Below are 21,654 nucleotides of genomic sequence, written 5' to 3' on the forward strand. Positions count from 1 at the left end.
GTTAACGAGCCATCCAGCCGCCATCCACATTCAGTACATGACCATTCAAATAATCCGAAGCCGCCGATGCCAGAAAAACAACCGGACCTTTCAGATCCTCAGGTGTTCCCCAGCGTCCAGCCGGAATCCGTGCCGTGATGTCACGATAACGATTTTCATCGGCGCGAATCTGGGTCGTATTGTCTGTTTCCATATAACCTGGTGCAATCCCGTTGATTTGAACACCTTTGCCTGCCCATTCATTTGCGAGTGCTTTCGTTAAACCGGCTACCCCATGTTTACTGGCCGTATATCCTGGCACGTTAATTCCGCCCTGATAAGACAGCATGGAGGCAATATTAATGATCTTACCGCTTCCTCGCTCAATCATATGTCTGCCAGCCAACTGGCTCAGGAAAAATACCGTATTCAGGTTAAGCCCTATGACATCATGCCAGTCCTGCTGACCGTGATCGGCTGCAGGTGTACGACGAATAATTCCCGCATTATTGACCAGAATATCAATTCTCCCTTGAAAGGCTAATGCCTTTTCAAACACCCCGGTCAATTCGTCCTCACGGCTCAAATCAGCTTCAATCACATACGCATTGCGTCCTAGATCCTCAATGGCACGGGCTGTTTCCGATGGATTGGAGTAAGACACCAGCACAACATCCGCACCGGCTTCAGCAAGGCCAATCGCCATTCCTTGCCCCAGACCTCCTGATGTGCCAGTGACAAGTGCAACTTGTCCGCTTAAATCAAATGGGTTCATGAATGATTCCTCCGCATGGTTATTGGGTTGCAAACCGTTTTCTTCAGCCTCGCCAGTCACGTAACCACTGTGGAACTGAAGGTCAGCTCTGATAATCCACTTCGATGCCATTTTGCCTGTACAGGGCTGCTGTTTCCTCATCCAGCCGACTGTCGCTGATGATGCAGTCCAACTCCGAACAGTGCGCAAAAGTCCGAAGGGCAAATTGTCCAAATTTATAATGATCCACGACGCCATAGACCTGCTGAGAAGCTGAGATCATTGCTTTTTTTAGTGGCACCAGATCTCCTGTATATATGGAAAGTCCAAATTCCGGATGAAGTGCCGTCGTTGAGATAAACGCTTTGTGAATGTTGAGACCGGAAATGAAGGCCGCCGTATCGTCTCCTACCAGCATATTACGGACTCTTGCTCCGCCGGGGACAACCAGTCGCACCTGCTCCTTTTTGGTCAGCTCAGCAATAATGAACAGATCATTGGTGACCACGGTAATGGGTTGATTATCCATTCGCTTCGCCATCTCCAACGTGGTGCTTCCGCCGTCCAGCGCAACAATATCTCCTGGCCGGATATAAGCAAGAGCTCGCTCGGCAATCTCCGTCTTCTCCGAATGATGCTTTTCCGTAGCACCACGACTCGTGAGGATGCCATACTGGTCATTCTGAGCCAGCATCGCACCCCCGTGGACACGTACGAGCAATCCCATGCCTTCCAGCTTATCGAGATCCTCCCGAACGGTCTTGCCCGTCACCTGTAGCAGTTCACTCAGATCACTCACGGTGACTTCCTGCCGCTCCAGCAAAGCCTCCATAATTTTTTCATGTCTTTTCAATGGATTCATCACAGATCAACTTCCTGTTTCTTTGGAATTTACGCACCTATTTCAGGTCCTTCATCGCCACGCCGTCCATATCCTCGAACGTTTGGTTTTCACCAGCCATTGCCCAACAGAACGTATAGCTGCTCGTACCGACACCACTGTGGATGGACCAGCTAGGAGAGATGATGGCCTGACGGTCACGTACAACCAGATGCCGTGTTTCGTTTGGCTCGCCCATCATATGGAATACGACACCATCTTCCGGCAGGTTGAAATATAAGTATACTTCGGAACGGCGGTTGTGGGTATGTGCAGGCATGGTATTCCACATGTTGCCCTTGTCGAGTTCCGTAATACCCATCACCAGCTGACAGCTCTGGATTCCGCCTTCTCCCTGGTGGATATAACGGTAGATTGTCCGTTCGTTCGAGCTTTCGATACTACCGAGGTGGTTCGGCTGAGCTTGTTCTTGCGTTGCTTTTACTGTTGGATACGTGTGGTGAGCTGGTGTAGATACAAAATAAAACTGAGCCGGCTGATCGTTGCCGTTGCTCTTGAACACAACTTCTTTTACACCTCTGCCGATGTACAGGCATTCCTTCGCACCAATCTCGTAGCCTTGGCCGTCAGCTGTCACAGTTCCATGACCTCCAACATTAATGATACCGATTTCACGACGCTCCAGGAAAAAGTTCGTTCCGATATCCTTCAGATTCACTTCAAGTGCAATATCCTTGCTTTGAGGTACAGCCGTTCCTACAATATAACGATCCACATGAGAGTAAACGGTTACCAATTCATCTGTGGCAAACAATTGCTCCATCAGGAATTCCTCGCGCAGACGGGATGTATCATAGTTTTTCACTTCATTCGGGTGTGCAGCATAACGGTTTTGCATCATTAATCCATTCCTTTCGTTAGTCAGATAATGTTCATATAAGTTCATTTTAGTTCATTTCGTATCTTTTGTGTACCTTTTTTTGAAAATAAAAAAGGTTAACCAGTATTTATTGGCTAACCTCATAATACGAACAGCGTCCTATACTTCAATATTTTTATAATCTATTGCATTAACTTAATAGAAGAATCTTTCCCTCGATGCTCAATTCAGAGGCTGCAATGGCCTGTTTCACATTTTCCAATCCAAACGTCGCCCCAATGTTTGCCATCAGTAGTCGACCTTCTCGAACTAACTCAATTACTTCATTGAATACCTGTTCCCATCGTTCTTGCGAACATCGTTCTACCCAATGTTTCAGCCAAAAGAGTTTAACGTTGACTTGTGTTCCGAGGGTCATCTCATGCCATAACGGTGAGATACCTGAGAGCAGTCCGACGCTGATTACCGTGCCATGCGGCCTTAGAAAACTTACGAGCTTCTCTCCGTCTGCACCTCCGATGCAGTCGACGGCCGCAGTAGCGCCATGTCCCTCCGTTAACTCTGCAATTCTCTCCTGTAGCAACTCCTCCATCGTATTCAGGACCGAAAATGCGCCAAGTCGATATAAATCAGCCGTATGGCGATCATTTCTTGTGAGCGCAATCATATGAAATCCCAGAATCTTCGATAATTGAGCGAAGATTCGCCCAATCGCGGAACCACCAGCATTGACAATCAAGGTATCGCCGTACGTAAGATGAAGTATATCCTTACAAATTAGCCAAGCTGTTATTGGGTTAATGTAGATCTGACTTGCCGATTGATCATTAATCTCATCAGGCACAATGATCGCATGTCGATCCAAAGTTTTCACCATCTCTTGCCATGTGTTCTCGCCTCTCAACGGTAAGACGCGTTGGCCTAACAGTTGATTGGATACTCCAGGTCCTACTGCCTCCACGATCCCCACTCCCTCGAACCCAGGTACAGCTGGCAATGCCGTTCGATGCGGATATGCGCCTCGAACGGGAATGACATCTGAAGGATTAATAGGCCGAGCGCGCATCCTGACCGCTAATTCACCGGGTCCAGGGGGCACTAACTCCTTCTCCTCTATGCACAGCACTTCGTTCGGCTCGCCGAAACGATAATAACGTATAACCTTAGTCTTCATTATTGCAACTCCTAAAATCATTTTTCTTAGATAAAAATATAACACTAGTGTCCCCAATGTTGGGATAAAAAAAGAACCCGACGGGAAAATCCCCGCCAGGCTCTGGTGATCTTGCTATATATTATAAGGAGTAAATGAGCGCCTCATAAGGACGCAACCGAAGTGTGCCTTCTCTAACCTCATCCGAGGTTGACCGATCCAGATTGCCAATAACGAAGCTTGCATTCGTGGCTCGATCAGCGAATGAAGCAGGCAGACGATAGGACTGCTCCCGGTCCGAGTGATTGAGAATGACAAGCCATGTCTCTCCATCCAGACTGCGGCTATAAGCATATACATGCTCTTCCCCTGACGATTGGTCACGATAATCTCCATAGACCATAACCGCGTGCGTTTTACGCAGGGCAATCAGCTGCTGATAATATGCAAATATGGAGTCCTGCGCGGCCAAATCCCGCTCCACATTAATCTCTCCATAGTTGGGATTCACCTGCATCCACGGCTGCCCTTCGGTAAACCCGGCATGCTTGCTGCCATCCCACTGTATGGGTGTGCGGGAATTATCCCGGCTCAGCGGCTGAAGACTGTGGAGCACTTCATCTGGCGCACGGCCCTTACCGATCTCTTCCTTATATTTGTTCTTCATTGCAATATCGTGATATTCATCAATGGTAGAGAACCGGACACCCGTCATGCCGATCTCCTCTCCCTGGAAAACATACGGGGTTCCCGGAAGGGTATGAATCATGGTCGCCAGTTGTTTGGCGGATTGCACACGGTATTGTCCATCATTGCCGTACCTCGAAACCTGTCGGGTGTGATCATGATTGTTCAGGAACTGGGAATTCCAACCTTCATGGCGGAATGCTTCATACCAGCTTTCCTGAATTTCCTTATACCGTGCCAGATCCCATGTAGGCATATCATCCGCCACCTGGAAGTGGAATAACGTATGCAACTCTTTCCGATTGTCACCCACATACAGAAGTCCATCCTCAGGTGTGACAAACGGAATTTCGCCTACAGTCATAATGTCATAATGCTGGAGAACTTCCCGGTTCATTTCTTGCAAATATTCATGAATACCCGGATTATTGCCCAGATAATCAATGTTCTCCGGGTGCTCCGCATCCGGGAAACCTTCCAGCTTGGCGAGCAGATTAATAACATCCATGCGGAAGCCATCAATGCCCTGATCCAGCCAGAAACGCATCATTCGATAAATCTCCTGACGCAGCTCAGGATTTTCCCAATTCAGATCAGGCTGCTCCTTGGCAAAGGAGTGGAAATAATACTCTCCCGTTCGCTCGTCATATGTCCAGGTCGACGGTTCAAAATAGGAGCGCCAGTTGTTCGGTGGACCATCCGGTTTCCCCGGCTTCCATATATACCAGTCACGTTTCGGATGATCGACAGATGAACGTGATTCTTCAAACCATGCATGCTGCTCTGATGTATGATTGACCACCAGATCCATAATGAGCTTCATGCCCAGTTCATGGACCTTGTCCAGCAATTGCTTGAACTGCTCCATCGTTCCGGCTTTCGCCATGATTCGGTAATAATCTGCTATGTCATATCCGTTGTCTTTGTCAGGCGATTCATAGATGGGATTAAGCCAGATGACATCTATACCCAGACTTTTAATATAGTCGAGCTTGAGCATCAATCCTTCCAAATCCCCGATGCCGTCTCCATTTGCATCCAGGAAGCTCCGCCAGTAGACCTGATATACAACGGCTTCTTTCCACCATGCCCGGTTCATGCTGCATCTCCCCTTCTCTGCTTAATGGCTGTGCTCCTGCAACGTGCGCTCCAGGAATGACAGCGTAAGCTGTTTAGTATCCTTCAGCACCACGTCCGCTCCGGAACCTTTAAGTACAGCTTCTTCACCAATACCCACGGCGATCATGCCTGCGGATTTGATGGCCTCGATACCCGCTTGCGCATCCTCGATGCCGATGCAGGCTTTAACGTCAGCACCCACTTCTTCCGCTCCGCGCAGGAACAGATCAGGTGCTGGCTTGCCGTGGGGTACGGAATCCGGATGTACCACAAAGCGGAACAGCGAGTCCAACTCCAGCGCCTTCAGAATTTGAGGGGCATTTTTGCTGGCCGAAGCAATTACCGCAGGAATGCCGGAGGCTTGCAGCTCTAGCAGCAATTCCCGAATTCCAGGGTAAGTGTGCTCCGGTGTCAGCGAGTCCAGCAACGAGACATAATGTTCGTTTTTACGCTGTGCGAACTCTTCCTTTTCCTCAGCCGAGAATGTATCTTCCTTGCCACCCAAACGTAAAATTCGCGCCAGCGATTCTCCGCGGCTAATGCCCTTTAACTGCTCGTTGAACTCCCGATCAAACGGAATATCCAGCGATTCCCCCAGCTTCTTCCACGCTACATAATGGTACTCCGCTGTGTCAGTAATGACACCATCCAAATCAAAAATAACGGCTTGAAGTGCTCCGTTCCCTTTCATTACCCGTTCCTCCCCATGCCATTGCTCTAGTTGAGTTCAACTAAAAGATATTTACACTGGTCAATCCGATGACAGAACAACCTTCCGATCGCTGTTATCCCCAGATTTTTTTGATATCCTTTTCAGAAGGGAAAATCCGGGAATAAAGGCGAACACTGCGTTTCTTCAGGTTTTTTCTGCCCTCTCCGTTATCGTGTAAATGTTTAGTTGAACATTATAGTTGCCATTCAATTCGTTTCTCGTTGCTTTCCCGTCTTTCGCCCTTCCAGTCCAGAACGACCGTCCAGCCCGATGCGTTGGAAATGCTCGCATAACGTTTGCCCTCACGGGTTTCAAAATGAATATCAAACTCCGCATCGCCTACCGTCAGATGCTTCAGACTGCATGTTTTGTTTTCCCATGCTTGCGGCATATCAGGTGACAAGGTTATACGGCGATGCTGTGCTTCCGGTTGAACGCCGAAGAAATGCCGTACGACTGGTACAGCCAGTGCATAGATTGTCCACGCCTGCACTACACAGCCGTAGTCCGGGGACATCTCCGAGAATGAACCCGGCAGTACACGTGAGAAGCTTTTCCCCATTCGACGCAGTAAATCCAGGGCGTGATCCGGATACCCGTACGCCGCTTCGGCAACCGCATGGGCCCCGGTAGAGATTGTCATCGTGCCCTGTTTATACATGGCAGCAAGATACGTACCGTATTCACCGATGAAGTCGCGATTTCGCATCGCTTCCAGCGCACGCTGTGCTTTGTCCTGATCGGCAATTCCTGCTTCCATTGGCGTGACAATAACCCAGTTTTTGTTTAGCAGCCAACCGCGATCTTTCTGATTCTCACCTGCATCTGTCAGCAATCCCTCTACGTACTCCCGGTAGTCTGTGATCCCTTGCTTTTCAGCGAGAGAAACCATGTAATCCACCTTGGGCACAATATCGGAAATAGGTGCAACGGCATCCGCATAGAGGCTGTCTTTTTCAGACCAATACACATCATTCACTGCGCGTACCGCTTGTTCGGCCAATTTTTGATATGTCTGATGCCGCTTCGTTTCACCCAAATAGAGACTCATGTGCTCCAGCGCCTGAAGAGCCTTCGCTGTATATACGGCACTATCGATCAGTTCCATATTCAAGCCGGCAATCTCAATGATGCCGTAACCCGAAGGGAACAGGTCTCCATCCGGGTCCATCTCACCCAGCAGCCAGTCGATTCCCTGAACACAGTAGTCATAATGCTCACGCAGAAGTGCATCGTCTCCGGTCCACAGGAACATTTCCCATACAAAAGCAATATAGTGTGCCGTCTCCTGCGTGTTGCCGCGATTAGACACGGCTCCCATTGTGGTCACTTCATGCACAAAACGTCCATTGCCGTTTGCTTCCTTGGATTTCTCCAGCAACAAATTCAGCGTATCCCGTACCAGCTGATGGTCTCCTGTAGCAAGTACACCCTGAAGTGCATACGTACTGTCACAGCCGAACCACCACGGATACGTGGGTCCACCTGCCGTCAATCCGCGACCAATTCCATCTACTTGCTGCACCAGCCACTGATTGTTGCGCTTCACCCAGGCAAATTGCTCGTTCAGCTCATCTTCGCCTTCAATGGTCAGCATTGCGCGCTGATCCAGCTTGTCGTAAAGCTTCAGCTTCTGCTCTTTCAAGCTTACGTAGTCACGTTCAATAACTCTATAGGTCTGCTCACAGGCTTCACGGGACGATTCCGAACCGGCAACAAATAACCGGAAGCGGAACACATTCTTCTCCTCCAGCGTGCATTCGGTTACAAAAGAGATGCCTGTGCCCTTGCCTGCCGTCAGTTCCGGTCCGTAAATTTCAGGACCAACGGTCATTTCCGTTCCAGGCAGGTCACTTCCAATCATGGCATACCAGTCTTGGGCATCATCTTTGACGATAACCTTGCGCGAAGAAATGGCTTCTGCCGTTTCACCCGCTCCTGGGATAATTCCAATCTCATCGGAATACCACACTGGACGGAGATCGGTACGTGACAGCAGCTCCAGCTTGAGCCGGGTTGTTCCTTTGCCGTATGCACTGATCTCATATTCTGCGACCATGCCTTTTTCATAATCGGGGGCAAACTGACTGCGTTCAATGGATACCGGAATGTGGCTTAATCCGTGATCATAATCGAACCGGCTTCCGCCCCAGGATTCGCTTGTGAATCCGTCTGCCCTTGCCCATACCGCAATGTTGCGATCCAGATCGGTTACCTTCAGCCAGAAGCCATCCAGCAGCTTGATCGGATGCAGCCATACACCGCCCATTTCGTTAGCCATATGATGCCCAAAGTCGGGAAAGTATCCGTCCTGGGTACCGCAAATCTTTACATATTCACCTGCGTTATAATACAAATTAAAAGGATGTCTGCTTGTTAATGTGGCCATGGTTGTCCTCCTCTGCGGTTTGGCTCACCGCGTATCTCTTCTATTAAATACGGACGATTAGCCCTTGATTGCAGAAGAGATAGAAATGCCTTCAATAAAGTATTTTTGTGCAACAAAGAACACAAGGAGTGGCGGAAGCATAATTAGCATCGTTGCAGCCATGAGCATGTTCCATTCCACGTTATAAAGCCCTTTAAACATCGACAAACCGAGTGCCAGCGTATACTTCTCACTGGAGTTCAGATAAATGAGCGGTCCCTGGAAGTCATTCCATACGCCCATAAAGGTAAAGATCGATACGGCAATCAGTGGCGGCATGGAAAGTGGCAGCATGATTTTAGTGAAAATCTGCATTTTATTGGCTCCGTCTACAAAAGCGGACTCATCGAGATCACGCGGAATACCGCGCATGAACTGGCGGATCAGGAAGATGTTAAACGCTCCGCCACCGAAGAATGCAGGGATAATGAGTGGTAAAAATGTATCAACCCAGCCGATTTCCTTGAACATGATGAACATCGGGATCATCGTTACCTGTGAAGGCAGCATCATCGTCGCCAATAGCACCAGGAACAGCGTGCGTTTGCCGCGGAAGTTAAACCGGGCGAAACCATACGCACATAGGGCAGACGAGAATACGGTACCGACTAATACCGGAATCAGAATAATCAGCGTATTTTTCAAAAATGTAAAAAACGGGATGGCCAGAACGGCATTTTTATAGTTAGACCACATCCATACAGCCGGGAAAAAATCATCTTTGAACACCTCCGCAGGTGTTTTAAGAGATGTTGCAAACGTCCATAACAGCGGGATCAGCACGACGGCCGCACCAGCAAGAAGCATGAGCATAGAGAATAGTTTCGAGTAGACCGGTTTCCGTGTCGTTGCTTGATTCATCATTTGTCCTCCTCTCAATCCTTTTCGTTATCGCCCTGGTAATAGACCCACATCGAAGAACTGCGGATAACCAGCAGCGTAAACGCCAGAATGATGATGAACAATACCCAGGACAATGCCGAAGCATAACCCATTTCAAAATCGGTAAAAGCTTTATTGTACAGATACAAGTTATAGAACAAGGTCGAGTTCAGCGGTCCCCCGTTGGTCATAACAAATGCTTGTGTGAAATACTGGAATCCACCTATAATCCCCATAATTACGTTGAAGAACACTGTTGGGGAAATCATAGGCAATGTGATGTTGAAAAACCGTTGAAACGGTCCCGCACCATCCAGATTGGCAGCTTCATACAGCTCTTCGGGAACTCCCTGCAAGCCAGACAAATAAATGATGATCGTGTTGCCGACGCCCCATAAACCCATGACAATCAGTGCGCCCAGCGCATAGCTCGGATCTTGAAGCCAAGCTGGCCCCTGTATGCCGAAAAAGGCAAGCGCCCGGTTCAAAATGCCGTATTCCGGATTGAAAATCATAATCCACATCATTGATGCTGCAACAGCTGGAATGACGGATGGCATGAAATAGATCAATCGGAAAAATTTCATCCCTCTGTTCCGCATATTCAGCAGCAAGGCGATCAGCAGTGATGCCACTTGATACAGCGGTACGGATACCAGAGCGAAAATAAAGGTAACTTTCAACGATTGATAGAACAACTCATCATGAAACATCGTTTTGAAGTTATCCAGACCGACCCATTCAATCGATTGTACGCCGGTAATAATATCCCATTTGCTAAAAGCCAACAGCAGGGAAAACAACATTGGACCAATGGTGAAGAGTAACAAGCCTATAAGCCAGGGTAATATGAACCAATACCCGGCACGCTCGGATTTAGAATTACGCATAGCAGCCTCCTTGATGAAGAGGGTGAATCAGCATGGCAGCCGACTCACCCGCATGGTTTTTACTTGATTTTGCTGTCAACGTTCTTCGCAGCTTCATCCAGAGCGCCTTTGACATCCTGTTTGCCAAGCAGCACTTTTTCCAGCGCCTTGGTGAATTCTTCAACAAACACAGGTCCGTTTGTAGAACGCATAGTTACCGGTTTTTTCGCATAATCCATCATTTCGATGACCGGTTTGTCTGCTACTTCTTTGGCTTTGACTTCGTCCAGTTCTTTCACAGTCGCTGGCAGTACTTTACCGTTTGCAGAGCGAAGCTTCTGTGCATCTGTACCCGAGAGCCATTTCACCAGTTCGTAAGCCGCTTCTTTATTTTTACCGGCTGCGTTGATCGCCCAACCCGCACTTGCGATGATGCTTGAACGAGTACCGTCTGTATTTTGCGGAATAAGTGCAGAACCATATTGAACATCGGATTTGTCGAGATCACCTTTGATCCAACGACCTGTAATCATCATGGCAAGCTTGTCTGTCATGAACATCGATGAATCTCCGCCAAGCGTCTCGGAATCCAGTGGCGTCGGGGATACACGGCTATCTCCTTGAGACCAGGATACATATTGCTCCATTGCCGCTATCGTTTTTTCACTATTCATGTAGCCTTCTGCAGCTGTTCCATCCTCATTCGCGATGTCTGTACCGTAATCCCACAGGTACGTATAGATCGGATATTCCCATTTGCCTGCGTTGAATCCGAATTGAGTATATTTATTGCCATCTTTTTTAGTCAGTTTTTGTGCAGTTGCAATCATGTCATCCCACGTCCATTCATCTGTTGGATAAGGGATTCCCGCTTCGTCAAACATACGTTTGTTGTACCAGAGAGCGAGTGGGTTGAAATCTTTAGGCAAGTAGTATTGTTTGCCTTCGATTTTCATATTTTCAATGAGATCTTTTTGGAAAATATCCAGATTAAACGAAGTGTCCTTGTTCAAATAATCGTCAAGCGGCTCAATTACGCCTTTATCAACGTATTTGTAGTAGTCACCTTCACCAACCAGGAATACGTCTGGTGCCTGACCTGCTGCCAGGGATGTAGTGAGTTTTGTTCCGTAACCTTCACTTGGAATAGGCTCAAACTTCACTTCGATATCCGGGTGTGCAGCATTGAACTCTTCCGCAAGCTTCACTTCATCCGCACCAGAGTTGACATCTCCCCATACGGAGAAGGTGAGTTTTACCTTTTCTCCTTTTCCGCCTTCCGCACTGTTGCTTCCACCTGAAGAACACGCGGATAACACTAATACCAAAATCAGCATCATGACCAAACTTGCGGACCCTTTTTTCATTTGAATGACCTCCCACATGGATTTATATTAAACCAAGGTTTGAAACCGTTTACTGAAAGTAACTTGCTGACCGGACAGAAGGAGAGAAATTTCTTCCTCTGCATCACTCTCGATTAGAATACCCTCGGACGTGATTGTGATATGCAACAACTGGTTTTGCCAGTAGAGCGGGAATTTCAAACTGCTCCATGACTCAGGCAGCTTTGGATCGAGATGAAGCTGGCCATCCAACATGCGAACTCCGGCAAATCCCATCACCACACATTCCCATATTCCGCCCAGCGAAGCTGAATGGATGCCTGCATCCGAAGAGTGCATATGCGGCCCCAGATCAATCTCGGACGCCCGGCGGAAAAGATCATATGCGAGCGGACGATCACCGAAGTCACTGGCAAGAATACTGTGAGTCGACAGGGACAATGAGGAATCATGCAATGTTTTTTCCTCGTAATAGTCATAGTTCGCACGTTTGATAGCGGGTTCAAATTTATTCTCAAGCAGGAAGAACAGCATCATGATGTCAGCCTGCTTCGAAATTTGCATTTCACCAACCTGATCCAGGTTGTAGTCATTGAAGATGCTGGCAACTTTGGTCTGATTTTTATAAGGAGTAAGATCAATGACTTTCTTCTGCAAGTAAGTATCATCTTGCGGAATAAGTCCCTGTTCATTCGGCCCTGGCAGATACATTTGATCCAGCTTGTTCCACGCTTCCCGAGCAGATGTCAGGTTAAGCTTCGTAGACAATGCTTTGAGCAACTCAGGTTTCTCCTGCTGAAGCTGTTCATAATATTGAATAGCCAACTCCATATTGAAATGAGCCATGTGATTAGTAAATGCATTGTTGTCCACATGTTCCTTATACTCATCCGGTCCAACAACCTCATTGATGTGATAGCGTCCCTTGGACTCATCCCACTCCAGGCGGCTGGCCCAGAACGTTGCTGTATCAAAAATGATCTCGTAGCCATATTGATCCATGAACGCCTCATCGCCTGTAGACTGGACGTAATGCCAAACGGCATAAGCGATGTCAGAGGTAATATGCTGTTCAATGAAGCCGGACCAGATCTTCGTCTGTTCTCCGGTTACGATATCTACATCCCCCCATACCGGTGTAACTTCGCCATCTTCGATCCAGGCTGCTTCCCAAGGATACATAGCTCCTTCGAATCCGTTCTCCTTGGCTTTACTTCTAGCTCCATCCAACCCCTGATATCGATATTCCAGCAAGGATCTTGCGATCTTGGGATTGCTGTAGATGAAGAATGGAAGGATGAAGATTTCCGTATCCCAAAAGGAATGTCCCTTGTACCCTTCACCACTTAATCCTTTCGCCCCGATTCCCATGCGATTATCATGCGCAGGTGTCATAATGACGAGGTGATAGATGGCGAAACGGATGGCAAGCTGGTCATACCCACTTGTGCTATCCACTTCAATGTTGTACGTGGACCAGGTATCTGCCCAAGCGTTAGCGCTTTCACGAAATAGCTGATCATACCCTTTTTGCGACTCTTGCTTCAGTTCTGTCAGTGCAGATTCACGCATTTGATCCAGTGAATATCCACCGTTGCTGTACACCAGATCGCGGCTGGTATGCACATTCGAGATTTTTTCCAGTGTTACCGATTGTCCGGCTTCCACGGTTACTGTACCTTCGATGCCAACCTTGCGGCGTCCCATCGTTTGACGCAATTCCGGCTCAACCTTTTCACCATTCAGCTGCCAGTTATGCACCGTATTGGTTACAAAATCAACAGCGGATTGTGTCGTCGTTGACGTCATTTGAATATATGTCTTTTCAAATATCCGTTTTTCGCCTTCTGTGAAATGCTGCGCACCCGAGTTCGTCCATTGTCCATTAATACCGGATGCAATGTGAACACGCGCCTGACCATCCAGTGGCTTGATGCTTACAGATGAACCAACCAGATGACGGTTGCTCAAGGAAACAAAGCGACGAAATTGAAGTTCAAAACTTTCTCCTGTTGGGCTCTGCCATACCACGTTACGGGTCAGCTCACCGTTTTTGAGATTCAGTTGACGACTGTAGCTGATCGTTCTTCCTTTTTCCAAGCTGAAGTTTTCCCCATTCAGTGTGATAGATAGCTCCGTCACATCTGCTGCATTAGGGAGTTCTGTTACTTCATGCTCATCAAACTTATTGAATGTTCCAGCTACGAACCAGTTCCGCACCTGTCCAACATAATTCTCGTCCGTTGCAGAGCGAAGTCCCATGTAGCCGTTTCCAAGTGAGAGCACAGCTTCGCCTTTCCCTTGATGAGCGGGATCAAACCCGGTTTCAGTTACCAGCCAGTTACTCCATTCTCCTTGTCCTACGTCGTATTTCAGCAATGCGTATTCCCCCTATGTCTATCTTATGATGTATCCGAAACGTTTTGGATTCGAGTGAAAATAATACCGAAACGTTTCGGATTTAATAAAACATTTCGGTGCTCTCTTCAACTCGTTCATTTTGCAAGCCCTCGTGAACCGTATTCTCAACTAAACTCAGCGACCTGGTTTGGCTGTCGAGGATCTCAAAACCAATTCATTTTGCAAAATATTAAATTTGGGGCTGTCTTCCGATCTCAGCATGCCCATCAGGAGGTTTGCAGCTTCATGTCCCAACTGATACATGTTCTGTCCGATGGTGGTGAGTGGTGGTTGAAAATAAGCGGCTGTCGGAATGTCATCAAATCCCACTACAGACAATTCATCCGGTATAGAGATACCTAGTTCATTCGCAGCCTTCATTACACCCAGAGCCATCATGTCGCTTGCACAAAAGATTGCCGTAATTTCCGGATAAGCCTTCAACAACTCTGAAGTTCGCTGCTGTGCTTCCTCTTCCGTGAAGTTCCCGTTTACGATCCATTCAGGCTTTAAGCTCAATCCTGCGCTGCTCATTGCATCGGAATATCCTTCATAGCGCTCTTTGGAAACAAAAGCCTCTGGGTAACCGTTCACCATGGCAATCTGCCGATGACCCAAATCAATAAGGTGCTCTACAGCAGTTTGTGCACTTTGTTTGTGATTCGTTGATACAAAACCAACATACTCACTGTGAATGGGGATATCAATCAATACACAAGGAATGTCACTATCCAATACTTCCTGCAAATACGGATCATCGGTCTTCACACCCTGAAGAATGACACCATCCACCTTTCGTTCCCTACACAGCTGTGTGTACGTTTTCATCTTTTGCTTCGCTGTATTCGTGCTGAACAAAATCAGATCATAGTCCGAATTGGCAGCGCTATCATTAATACCGCAAAGCACTTCGAAAACAAAGTTGTTATCGATGTTTTTGTACGTCATGCCTGATACGAGCAACCCCAGCGTTTTGGTTTCCTTCATGACCAGGCCTCTCGCAAGACCATTTGGACTATAATTCAGGGTTTCGGCGGCTTCTTTAATCCGTTTGCGCGTACTATCGCTGACGTCCGAGTACCCATTCAAAGCTCTGGATACGGTCGTAATCGAAAATCCCGTCATTTGTGATATGTCTTTAATTGTAGCCAATTGCTTTCCTCCAAAACGTTTCGGATTACTTATATTTCTGAGTATACGGATTCGAGAAGAAAAATCAAGAACTTTTTTCGACAATATTTTCGCCTTTTCGGAACTCATCTATCCCATTACCTTATTCTATCCGCATTCCGTTCAATCAAATAGGTAAAAAAAATCTCCCGACCTTTTAATAAAGTCGGGAGATCCCTTAAGCTATTGCATAAAACTTAATGCGCAACTGTATTATTCAACATGATCCAGATGGAACCAATAACGATGGTCAACATGATCAACAGACCAAAGATCAAAGCCATTACATTCCAGCGTGGCTTCTCCGATTCACGGATATGCATGAAGAAGAAGAGTTGAACCACAAACTGAAGTCCTGCTGTTACCAGAACGACACTCAGCGCTGCTGTTCTGCCCATCATGTCATTCAGAACCACTACCAAAGGGATAATGGTCAGGACAACGGACAGAATGAAGCCGATGACATAGGACTTGAGTGAACCATGCTGTTCGTGGCCATGGGACTCATGTGAGTTATGCTCTGCCATCTACATCACCCCCATCAGATAGACGATCGACAGGAGGAAAATCCAGACGACGTCCAAGAAGTGCCAGTACAAGCTGATTACGTTGATTTTACCGCGAGTTACATCGGTAATTCCACGTTTTTTCAGTTGCAGCATTAATCCGATCATCCAGATCAGACCTAGCGATACGTGAAGTCCGTGAGTACCCACAAGGGTGAAGAACGCACCAGAAGCTGCACTCGTTGTATAACTGAACCCTTCATGAATCAACTCAATAAACTCCGTTACTTCCAGGGCGATAAAGCTCGCACCCAGAACAGCTGTAACTGCCAGCCAGCTGATCAATTGCTTCACCTTGCCCTGATTCATGGCAAGAACCGCAAGTCCACTTGTGAATGAACTTGTAAGCAAGATAAATGTTTCGGCAATAACGCCAGGCATTTTGATCAATTCAGACAACACAGGTCCGCCCGCCGTATTGTCACGCAACACAATAAAGGTTGCGAACAATACGGAGAACAGGATAACGTCGGAAATCAGGAAGAACCAGAATCCGAGTATTTTCAATTCTTGCGGGTCATGGTGACCATGGTCATGATCATGTGCATGGTCATGACCGTGCTTCGCGGCTGCTTGAGCCATTTATACCGACCCCCTTAACGACGCTTCGGTACGCTTAATTTCGTCAACCGGAATATAATAATCCGTATCGTATGAGAATGAACGAGCGATCATGCAAATTCCTACGCCAGCGAGTCCAAGAATCGCCATCCACAGCCATCCGAATACAAAGCCGAAACCGGCGATGAACCAGAATATAGACATAATGAACGGAATCGCGGAATTCTTAGGCATATGAATCGGCTCAAGCGGCTGTTCAGGTGGATAAATTCCTTTTGCACGACGTTCTTTCTCTTCCCACCACTCATCAATATCATCTCCGCGCGGTGTAATGGCGAAGTTATATTCAGGAGCAGGTGAAGGAATCGACCACTCGAGCGTACGACCACCCCAAGGGTCGCCAGAAGCTTTGAGTGTTTTGTATTTCCGAATGCCGTCTGCGATTTGTGCAACCTGGAACAAGAATCCGACACCCATCAGGAATGCCCCGATTGTGGATACAAAGTTCAGTTCCCACCAGCCAGTATCCCAGCCATAGGTGCTCAGACGACGTGTCATACCCATCAAACCGACAGCGTACTGCGGCATGAAGCAGACATAGAAACCGATATTCCAAGTCCAGAAAGCCCATTTACCCAGTTTTTCAGGTAGTTGGAATCCAAACATTTTAGGCCACCAGTAGTACAGACCTGCGAAGTATCCGAATACTACACCACCAATCAATACTTGGTGGAAGTGGGCAATCAGGAAGTAACTGTTGTGGAACTGGAAGTCAGCAGGTGCAACGGACAACATAACCCCCGTCATCCCCCCGACGATAAAGCATGGTATAAATGCTATTGTCCATAGCATCGGGGTATCCATGCGTATCCTTCCCCGGAACATGGTAAACAGCCAGTTAAATATTTTAACCCCTGTTGGTATGGCAATCAACATCGTGGTAACGGCGAAGAATGCATTAACGTCTGCTCCCGAACCCATCGTGAAGAAGTGATGCGCCCATGTAAAGAAGGACAGGAAGCTAATGATCAGCATCGCAAATACCATTGATTTGTAACCAAACAATTTTTTCTTCGAGAATGTACTTACAATCTCGGAGAACACACCGAATGCCGGCAAGACAACGATATATACCTCAGGGTGACCCCACATCCAGATCAAGTTGATATACATCATCGGATTACCGCCCAGATCAAGTGTGAAGAAATGCGCCCCCGCAAACCTGTCGAGGAAGAGCAAAGCAAGTGTCACTGTCAAGATTGGGAATGCAAACAGAATGATAATACAAGTGGAGAATACCGACCATGTAAACATCGGCATTTTCATCCATTTCATGCCTGGCGCACGCATTTTAATGATGGTAACCAGGAAGTTGATACCGGTAGCCAGGGAACCGATACCCGAAATCTGAATACCCCATATATAGAAGTTTTGTCCCACCCCCGGGCTATGCGATAGCTCCGATAAAGGTGGATAACTGAGCCAGCCTGCGTCCGGTGAACCACCGATAACGAAGGACAGGTTGAACAGCATTGCTCCCAGGAAGAATAACCAGAAGCTCAGTGCATTCAGGAATGGGAACGCAACGTCCCTTGCCCCGATTTGAAGCGGTACAATAACATTAAATAAACCGAACATAAACGGCATCGCCATGAATAGGATCATGATCGTACCATGAGTCGTAAAGACCTGATTATAGTGCTCGGGATGTAAGAAATCCATGTTAGGCATAGCTAGCTGAAGACGCATCATCAGTGCATCCACACCACCACGGAAAAGCATGATAATGGAAGCAATAATATACATAATACCGATCTTTTTATGATCGACGGTAGTTAACCAGTTACGCCAGAGCCAGCCCCATTTTTTGAAATAAGTCAGCACCGCTACGATGGTAATCATCGTAATTCCGATCGCTACGTCCGCACCATAAATCAGCGGATCACCGGTAACGAAAAACTCCGATGCAAACTCCTTAAGTCTCTCTAACATTGGGGGCCTCCTTTCGAATCTTTAGTTAGCACTCTTGTCCACGTCTTGCGTAGTAATCTCTTTGGCACCAGAAGCTTCACCGTGTTTACTGTGAGCACTTTGACCATCAACAACATACTTGGTCACGATGTCCTGGAACAATCCTTCTGGGAAGGAAGAATAATAAGCTACATTGCTTGTTCCCGGTTCCGCCAGTGTTTTATACATTTCTTGCGTCAGCGGTTGGGATTGTAGTTTCACTTCATTCACCCATTTGTCGAAATCTTCATCTGATGTAGCATTGACATCAAAACGCATTTGGGCAAAATGTTCACCGGTAAAGTTGGCACCTGAACCCCAATATTGACCTTCATGATCAGCTTGCAAGTACAAGGTCATCGCCATACCCGACATTGTATAAATCTGTCCACCAAGCTGCGGAATCCAGAACGAGTTCATCGGTGAATCCGCGGTGAGCTCAAATTTTACGGGCCGGTCTGCCGGGATATTCAACGTGTTGACCGTTGCAATACCTTGCTCCGGATACATAAACAACCATTTCCAGTCCAGTGAAGATACTTGAATGGTCACCGGTGCTTTCTCGGAAGCCATTGGCTTCGAAGGTTCCAGATCATAGGTGTAGCGAATGGTTACAATCGCCAGCAAACCAATAATGATAATCGGAACGGTCCACCAGATAGCCTCCGCTTTAGTGCTATGAGACCAGTTAGGCTCATATGCAGATTTATTGTCCGGTTTGTCGCGGTAACGCCATACAATTACTGCAGACAAAATCAATACAGGCACAATAACGACTGCACACAGAATTGTCGAAATGACAATCAAATCTCTCTGCGAAGCGCCAATAGGCCCTTTCGGATCCAGAACAACGTACTGCCCGCCTGCCAGCATTGGCCAGACAATCAATGCAATTGTAACCAACGTCAGGACAACCGGAATGATTATCCGAATTAGCGACCTAGGTTTCTTGTTCATCTTGATCCCCTCTCCTTAAATTCGCTCATACTGAAAAAACAGTATACTACTCTCTTCCTTCTAAAGATATCAGAAATGAGCAACTTTTTTGTTCATGTTAACAAATTTGTCGATTTTGCACCTTAAATGTGTGAATTTTTTCTCACAAATCGCTTGCATACTTGATATTTCCTCATTGTAATCTTTACACTTCAAGTCACAAAATAAAACCCTTTGCAGTCCCGTTGAACAGTATCAACGAATCCGCAAAGGGCTTTATTGACCGGGATTCCGGGTGCTCATCCAGTCTTATTATGAACGAATTAACGCAAGATTATTTAATCGGCGCCTTCGTCTTCCCGGCGTGTATGAACTAGTCCAATCGATTTGGCAATTACATAAATAAATACACTACCCACCAAGAAACCGATACCCACCATTAATCCGAGGTTGCGATCATTAAAATCATTCAGGTTAATCAGGCACATGATTACTCCCGTAATGAGGGCAATCCAAGCCAGAACTGTCATCGTTAGCACTGCACGCCGCATATTTTTATCTTTGCGCTCCAATTGGCTTACCATTGCTGTCTTCGATGCCATAGTAAACACTTCCTTTTCCCTTTTTGTAAGTGCTTTCCTTATACCAATATACCACATCAGTATGATTTTTAGTCAACAAATGTTCAAATTTCTTTCGCAATTTGGACACTTTATTTGTATTTTAACTGTTGACAAGGACCAGATCACTTCTTCTTACTTCTTATAACCCAAAAACGCTCTTCTCATAACATGAAACAGCTCAAGCCTTATGAAACCTTCATGAACATGTGCACTCTTTGCTGAAAATAAATAACAAAAAAAGACGGTGCACCGGATTTCCGATGTACCGTCTTTTTTCTGATTAAACAGGTGTTACCCTGCATTTAACAATTGAACTAACATTATTACTTATTTTATATCAGGTTCAAACACTTCTTCCTCAACATTGAAGTTACAGCCTAAATTCGTGTTTCCAACCAATTATTTTTGATCACATTCTGATACCAGTAGAAGCTTTCTTTAGGTGTTCTGACTAACGAACGGTAATCCACATGCACAAGACCAAAACGCATACGGTACCCTTCCGCCCACTCAAAGTTATCCATCAAAGACCAAGCCATGTAGCCTTTCAGATTAATGCCGTCGTTGATAATCCGATGAATTTGGGCCAAATGCTGCTCATAGTATGCAATCCGGCGATCATCATTAATTTTGCCGTTTTCCAAATCATCGTTGATGCAAGCACCATTTTCCGTGATGTACACATCCACATTTCCGTATTTTTGCAAATAGTGCATAAATTCATATAGTCCGCGTGATTCCACAGGCCAGCCAATATCGGTCTTGGTCAGTCCCATATCGACCTCTTCGGATTGCAATGCACCCGCCTCAGGATTGAATCGATTAATGCCCATGGTGTAATAGTTGATGCCCAGCAAATCAATCGGTTGCGAGATGATCTCCATATCACCTTCCTGAATGGGCACTGTGGCCCCTGCCTTTTCAAACCAGTCGACCATAAATTGTGGATAAGCCCCTTTGTAGATCGGGTCTAGGAACCAATCCGTATTCAGAGCAATCGCCCGATCACAGGCGGCTTGATCTTCTGGAGATTTGCTGTAAGGCTCCGCCCAGCATACATTGGGTGCAATACCAATCTGTCCTGTTGTACCCAAACGACGGAAAGACTGAACAGCTTTACCGTGAGCAACGAGTAGTCCGTGAGCAACATTAATGGATGTTTGCAGATCCTTATTTCCTGGTGCATGAATACCAAGCAGGTTGGACAAAAATGCAATACACCATGGTTCATTGAAAGTCAGCCAGAAATTAATTTTTCCGGAAAACTCCTTGAAAATAACTTCAGCATATTTTACAAATGCATCCACCGTCCTGCGGTTGCCCCAACCCCCAATATCCTCCAACGTCTGAGGTAAGTCCCAATGATACAGCGTACAGAAAGGTTCGATTCCCGCTTCAAGCAGCTTATCCACGAATCGATGATAGAAGTCCAATCCTTCCCGATTGATCTCGCCATCTCCATCAGGAATAATACGCGGCCAGGCGATAGAGAAACGATAGGTATTGATCCCAAGCTTTTTCATCAGCTCGATGTCTTCCTCGTAACGGTGGTAGCTATCACAAGCCACATCACCATTGTCTCCGTTAAATACTTTGCCAGGCGTACGGGCAAACGTATCCCAGATGGATACCCCGCGTCCGCCTTCCTGCGCTGCACCTTCAATTTGATAGGAAGCTGTTGCTGTTCCCCAGCGGAAATCTTGTGGAAATTGAAAAATTGTCATCGTTTACTCCTCCG

The 21,654-nt window shown here is 46.8% G+C and carries 18 protein-coding genes; all 18 read right to left on the bottom strand.

The features are described 5' to 3' along the window. Position 1 precedes the first annotated feature (1 nt). Complete coding sequence (gene kduD, locus DC345_RS24425; RefSeq protein ID WP_113055497.1) at positions 2-754, bottom strand: 2-dehydro-3-deoxy-D-gluconate 5-dehydrogenase KduD; 753 nt, start codon at positions 752-754, stop codon at positions 2-4. Between the two features lie 82 nt (positions 755-836). Further along, complete coding sequence (locus DC345_RS24430; protein WP_167434846.1) at positions 837-1,595, bottom strand: DeoR/GlpR family DNA-binding transcription regulator; 759 nt, start codon at positions 1,593-1,595, stop codon at positions 837-839. 37 nt (positions 1,596-1,632) lie between these two features. Next, on the bottom strand, positions 1,633-2,472 hold the full coding sequence (gene kduI, locus DC345_RS24435; protein WP_076291293.1) for a 5-dehydro-4-deoxy-D-glucuronate isomerase: 840 nt from the start codon (positions 2,470-2,472) through the stop codon (positions 1,633-1,635). A gap of 172 nt (positions 2,473-2,644) precedes the next feature. Then, a complete protein-coding gene (locus DC345_RS24440) occupies positions 2,645-3,628 on the bottom strand; it encodes a zinc-dependent alcohol dehydrogenase family protein (protein WP_113055413.1) in 984 nt (327 codons plus the stop codon). Between the two features lie 121 nt (positions 3,629-3,749). Further along, positions 3,750-5,393 carry an alpha-glucosidase gene (locus DC345_RS24445; RefSeq protein ID WP_113055414.1) on the bottom strand — a complete coding sequence of 548 codons (1,644 nt, stop codon included), beginning with the start codon at positions 5,391-5,393 and terminating at the stop codon, positions 3,750-3,752. A gap of 21 nt (positions 5,394-5,414) precedes the next feature. Continuing rightward, on the bottom strand, positions 5,415-6,104 hold the full coding sequence (gene pgmB, locus DC345_RS24450; RefSeq protein WP_113055415.1) for a beta-phosphoglucomutase: 690 nt from the start codon (positions 6,102-6,104) through the stop codon (positions 5,415-5,417). A 214-nt stretch (positions 6,105-6,318) separates the two neighbouring features. Further along, entirely contained in the window at positions 6,319-8,514 is a 2,196-nt protein-coding gene (locus DC345_RS24455) for an alpha-L-rhamnosidase-related protein (protein ID WP_113055416.1), read from the bottom strand. 57 nt (positions 8,515-8,571) lie between these two features. After that, a complete protein-coding gene (locus DC345_RS24460; protein WP_076291229.1) occupies positions 8,572-9,414 on the bottom strand; it encodes a carbohydrate ABC transporter permease in 843 nt (280 codons plus the stop codon). A 14-nt stretch (positions 9,415-9,428) separates the two neighbouring features. Beyond that, a complete protein-coding gene (locus DC345_RS24465) occupies positions 9,429-10,325 on the bottom strand; it encodes a carbohydrate ABC transporter permease (protein WP_113055417.1) in 897 nt (298 codons plus the stop codon). 59 nt (positions 10,326-10,384) lie between these two features. Then, entirely contained in the window at positions 10,385-11,671 is a 1,287-nt protein-coding gene (locus DC345_RS24470) for an ABC transporter substrate-binding protein (protein WP_113055418.1), read from the bottom strand. 27 nt (positions 11,672-11,698) lie between these two features. Further along, positions 11,699-14,029, bottom strand: a complete 2,331-nt coding sequence (locus DC345_RS24475) for a glycoside hydrolase family 65 protein (protein WP_113055419.1) — start codon at positions 14,027-14,029, stop codon at positions 11,699-11,701. A gap of 156 nt (positions 14,030-14,185) precedes the next feature. Then, on the bottom strand, positions 14,186-15,202 hold the full coding sequence (locus tag DC345_RS24480) for a LacI family DNA-binding transcriptional regulator (protein ID WP_113055420.1): 1,017 nt from the start codon (positions 15,200-15,202) through the stop codon (positions 14,186-14,188). Positions 15,203-15,417: 215 nt separating this feature from the next. Further along, entirely contained in the window at positions 15,418-15,747 is a 330-nt protein-coding gene (gene cyoD / locus DC345_RS24485; protein WP_076291225.1) for a cytochrome o ubiquinol oxidase subunit IV, read from the bottom strand. Continuing rightward, a complete protein-coding gene (gene cyoC, locus DC345_RS24490; protein ID WP_064640614.1) occupies positions 15,748-16,368 on the bottom strand; it encodes a cytochrome o ubiquinol oxidase subunit III in 621 nt (206 codons plus the stop codon). Next, on the bottom strand, positions 16,369-18,339 hold the full coding sequence (locus tag DC345_RS24495; RefSeq protein ID WP_090904681.1) for a cbb3-type cytochrome c oxidase subunit I: 1,971 nt from the start codon (positions 18,337-18,339) through the stop codon (positions 16,369-16,371). A gap of 21 nt (positions 18,340-18,360) precedes the next feature. Then, positions 18,361-19,314 carry a ubiquinol oxidase subunit II gene (gene cyoA / locus DC345_RS24500; RefSeq protein ID WP_113055421.1) on the bottom strand — a complete coding sequence of 318 codons (954 nt, stop codon included), beginning with the start codon at positions 19,312-19,314 and terminating at the stop codon, positions 18,361-18,363. Between the two features lie 317 nt (positions 19,315-19,631). Then, on the bottom strand, positions 19,632-19,895 hold the full coding sequence (locus DC345_RS24505) for a hypothetical protein (RefSeq protein WP_091000449.1): 264 nt from the start codon (positions 19,893-19,895) through the stop codon (positions 19,632-19,634). 398 nt (positions 19,896-20,293) lie between these two features. Then, complete coding sequence (locus DC345_RS24510) at positions 20,294-21,640, bottom strand: GH1 family beta-glucosidase (RefSeq protein ID WP_113055422.1); 1,347 nt, start codon at positions 21,638-21,640, stop codon at positions 20,294-20,296. Positions 21,641-21,654 lie beyond the last annotated feature (14 nt).

The sequence above is a fragment of the Paenibacillus taichungensis genome (assembly GCF_003287275.1).
Classification (GTDB): domain Bacteria; phylum Bacillota; class Bacilli; order Paenibacillales; family Paenibacillaceae; genus Paenibacillus; species Paenibacillus taichungensis_A.

Excerpts from the sequence above, each read along its gene's own strand:
- kduD (WP_113055497.1), bottom strand. The coding sequence starts at position 754 with ATGAACCCATTTGATTTAAGCGGACAAGTTGCACTTGTCACTGGCACA.
- DC345_RS24430 (WP_167434846.1), bottom strand. The coding sequence starts at position 1,595 with ATGAATCCATTGAAAAGACATGAAAAAATTATGGAGGCTTTGCTGGAG.
- kduI (WP_076291293.1), bottom strand. The coding sequence starts at position 2,472 with ATGCAAAACCGTTATGCTGCACACCCGAATGAAGTGAAAAACTATGAT.
- DC345_RS24440 (WP_113055413.1), bottom strand. The coding sequence starts at position 3,628 with ATGAAGACTAAGGTTATACGTTATTATCGTTTCGGCGAGCCGAACGAA.
- DC345_RS24445 (WP_113055414.1), bottom strand. The coding sequence starts at position 5,393 with ATGAACCGGGCATGGTGGAAAGAAGCCGTTGTATATCAGGTCTACTGG.
- pgmB (WP_113055415.1), bottom strand. The coding sequence starts at position 6,104 with ATGAAAGGGAACGGAGCACTTCAAGCCGTTATTTTTGATTTGGATGGT.
- DC345_RS24455 (WP_113055416.1), bottom strand. The coding sequence starts at position 8,514 with ATGGCCACATTAACAAGCAGACATCCTTTTAATTTGTATTATAACGCA.
- DC345_RS24460 (WP_076291229.1), bottom strand. The coding sequence starts at position 9,414 with ATGAATCAAGCAACGACACGGAAACCGGTCTACTCGAAACTATTCTCT.
- DC345_RS24465 (WP_113055417.1), bottom strand. The coding sequence starts at position 10,325 with ATGCGTAATTCTAAATCCGAGCGTGCCGGGTATTGGTTCATATTACCC.
- DC345_RS24470 (WP_113055418.1), bottom strand. The coding sequence starts at position 11,671 with ATGAAAAAAGGGTCCGCAAGTTTGGTCATGATGCTGATTTTGGTATTA.
- cyoD (WP_076291225.1), bottom strand. The coding sequence starts at position 15,747 with ATGGCAGAGCATAACTCACATGAGTCCCATGGCCACGAACAGCATGGT.
- cyoC (WP_064640614.1), bottom strand. The coding sequence starts at position 16,368 with ATGGCTCAAGCAGCCGCGAAGCACGGTCATGACCATGCACATGATCAT.
- DC345_RS24495 (WP_090904681.1), bottom strand. The coding sequence starts at position 18,339 with ATGTTAGAGAGACTTAAGGAGTTTGCATCGGAGTTTTTCGTTACCGGT.
- cyoA (WP_113055421.1), bottom strand. The coding sequence starts at position 19,314 with ATGAACAAGAAACCTAGGTCGCTAATTCGGATAATCATTCCGGTTGTC.
- DC345_RS24505 (WP_091000449.1), bottom strand. The coding sequence starts at position 19,895 with ATGGCATCGAAGACAGCAATGGTAAGCCAATTGGAGCGCAAAGATAAA.
- DC345_RS24510 (WP_113055422.1), bottom strand. The coding sequence starts at position 21,640 with ATGACAATTTTTCAATTTCCACAAGATTTCCGCTGGGGAACAGCAACA.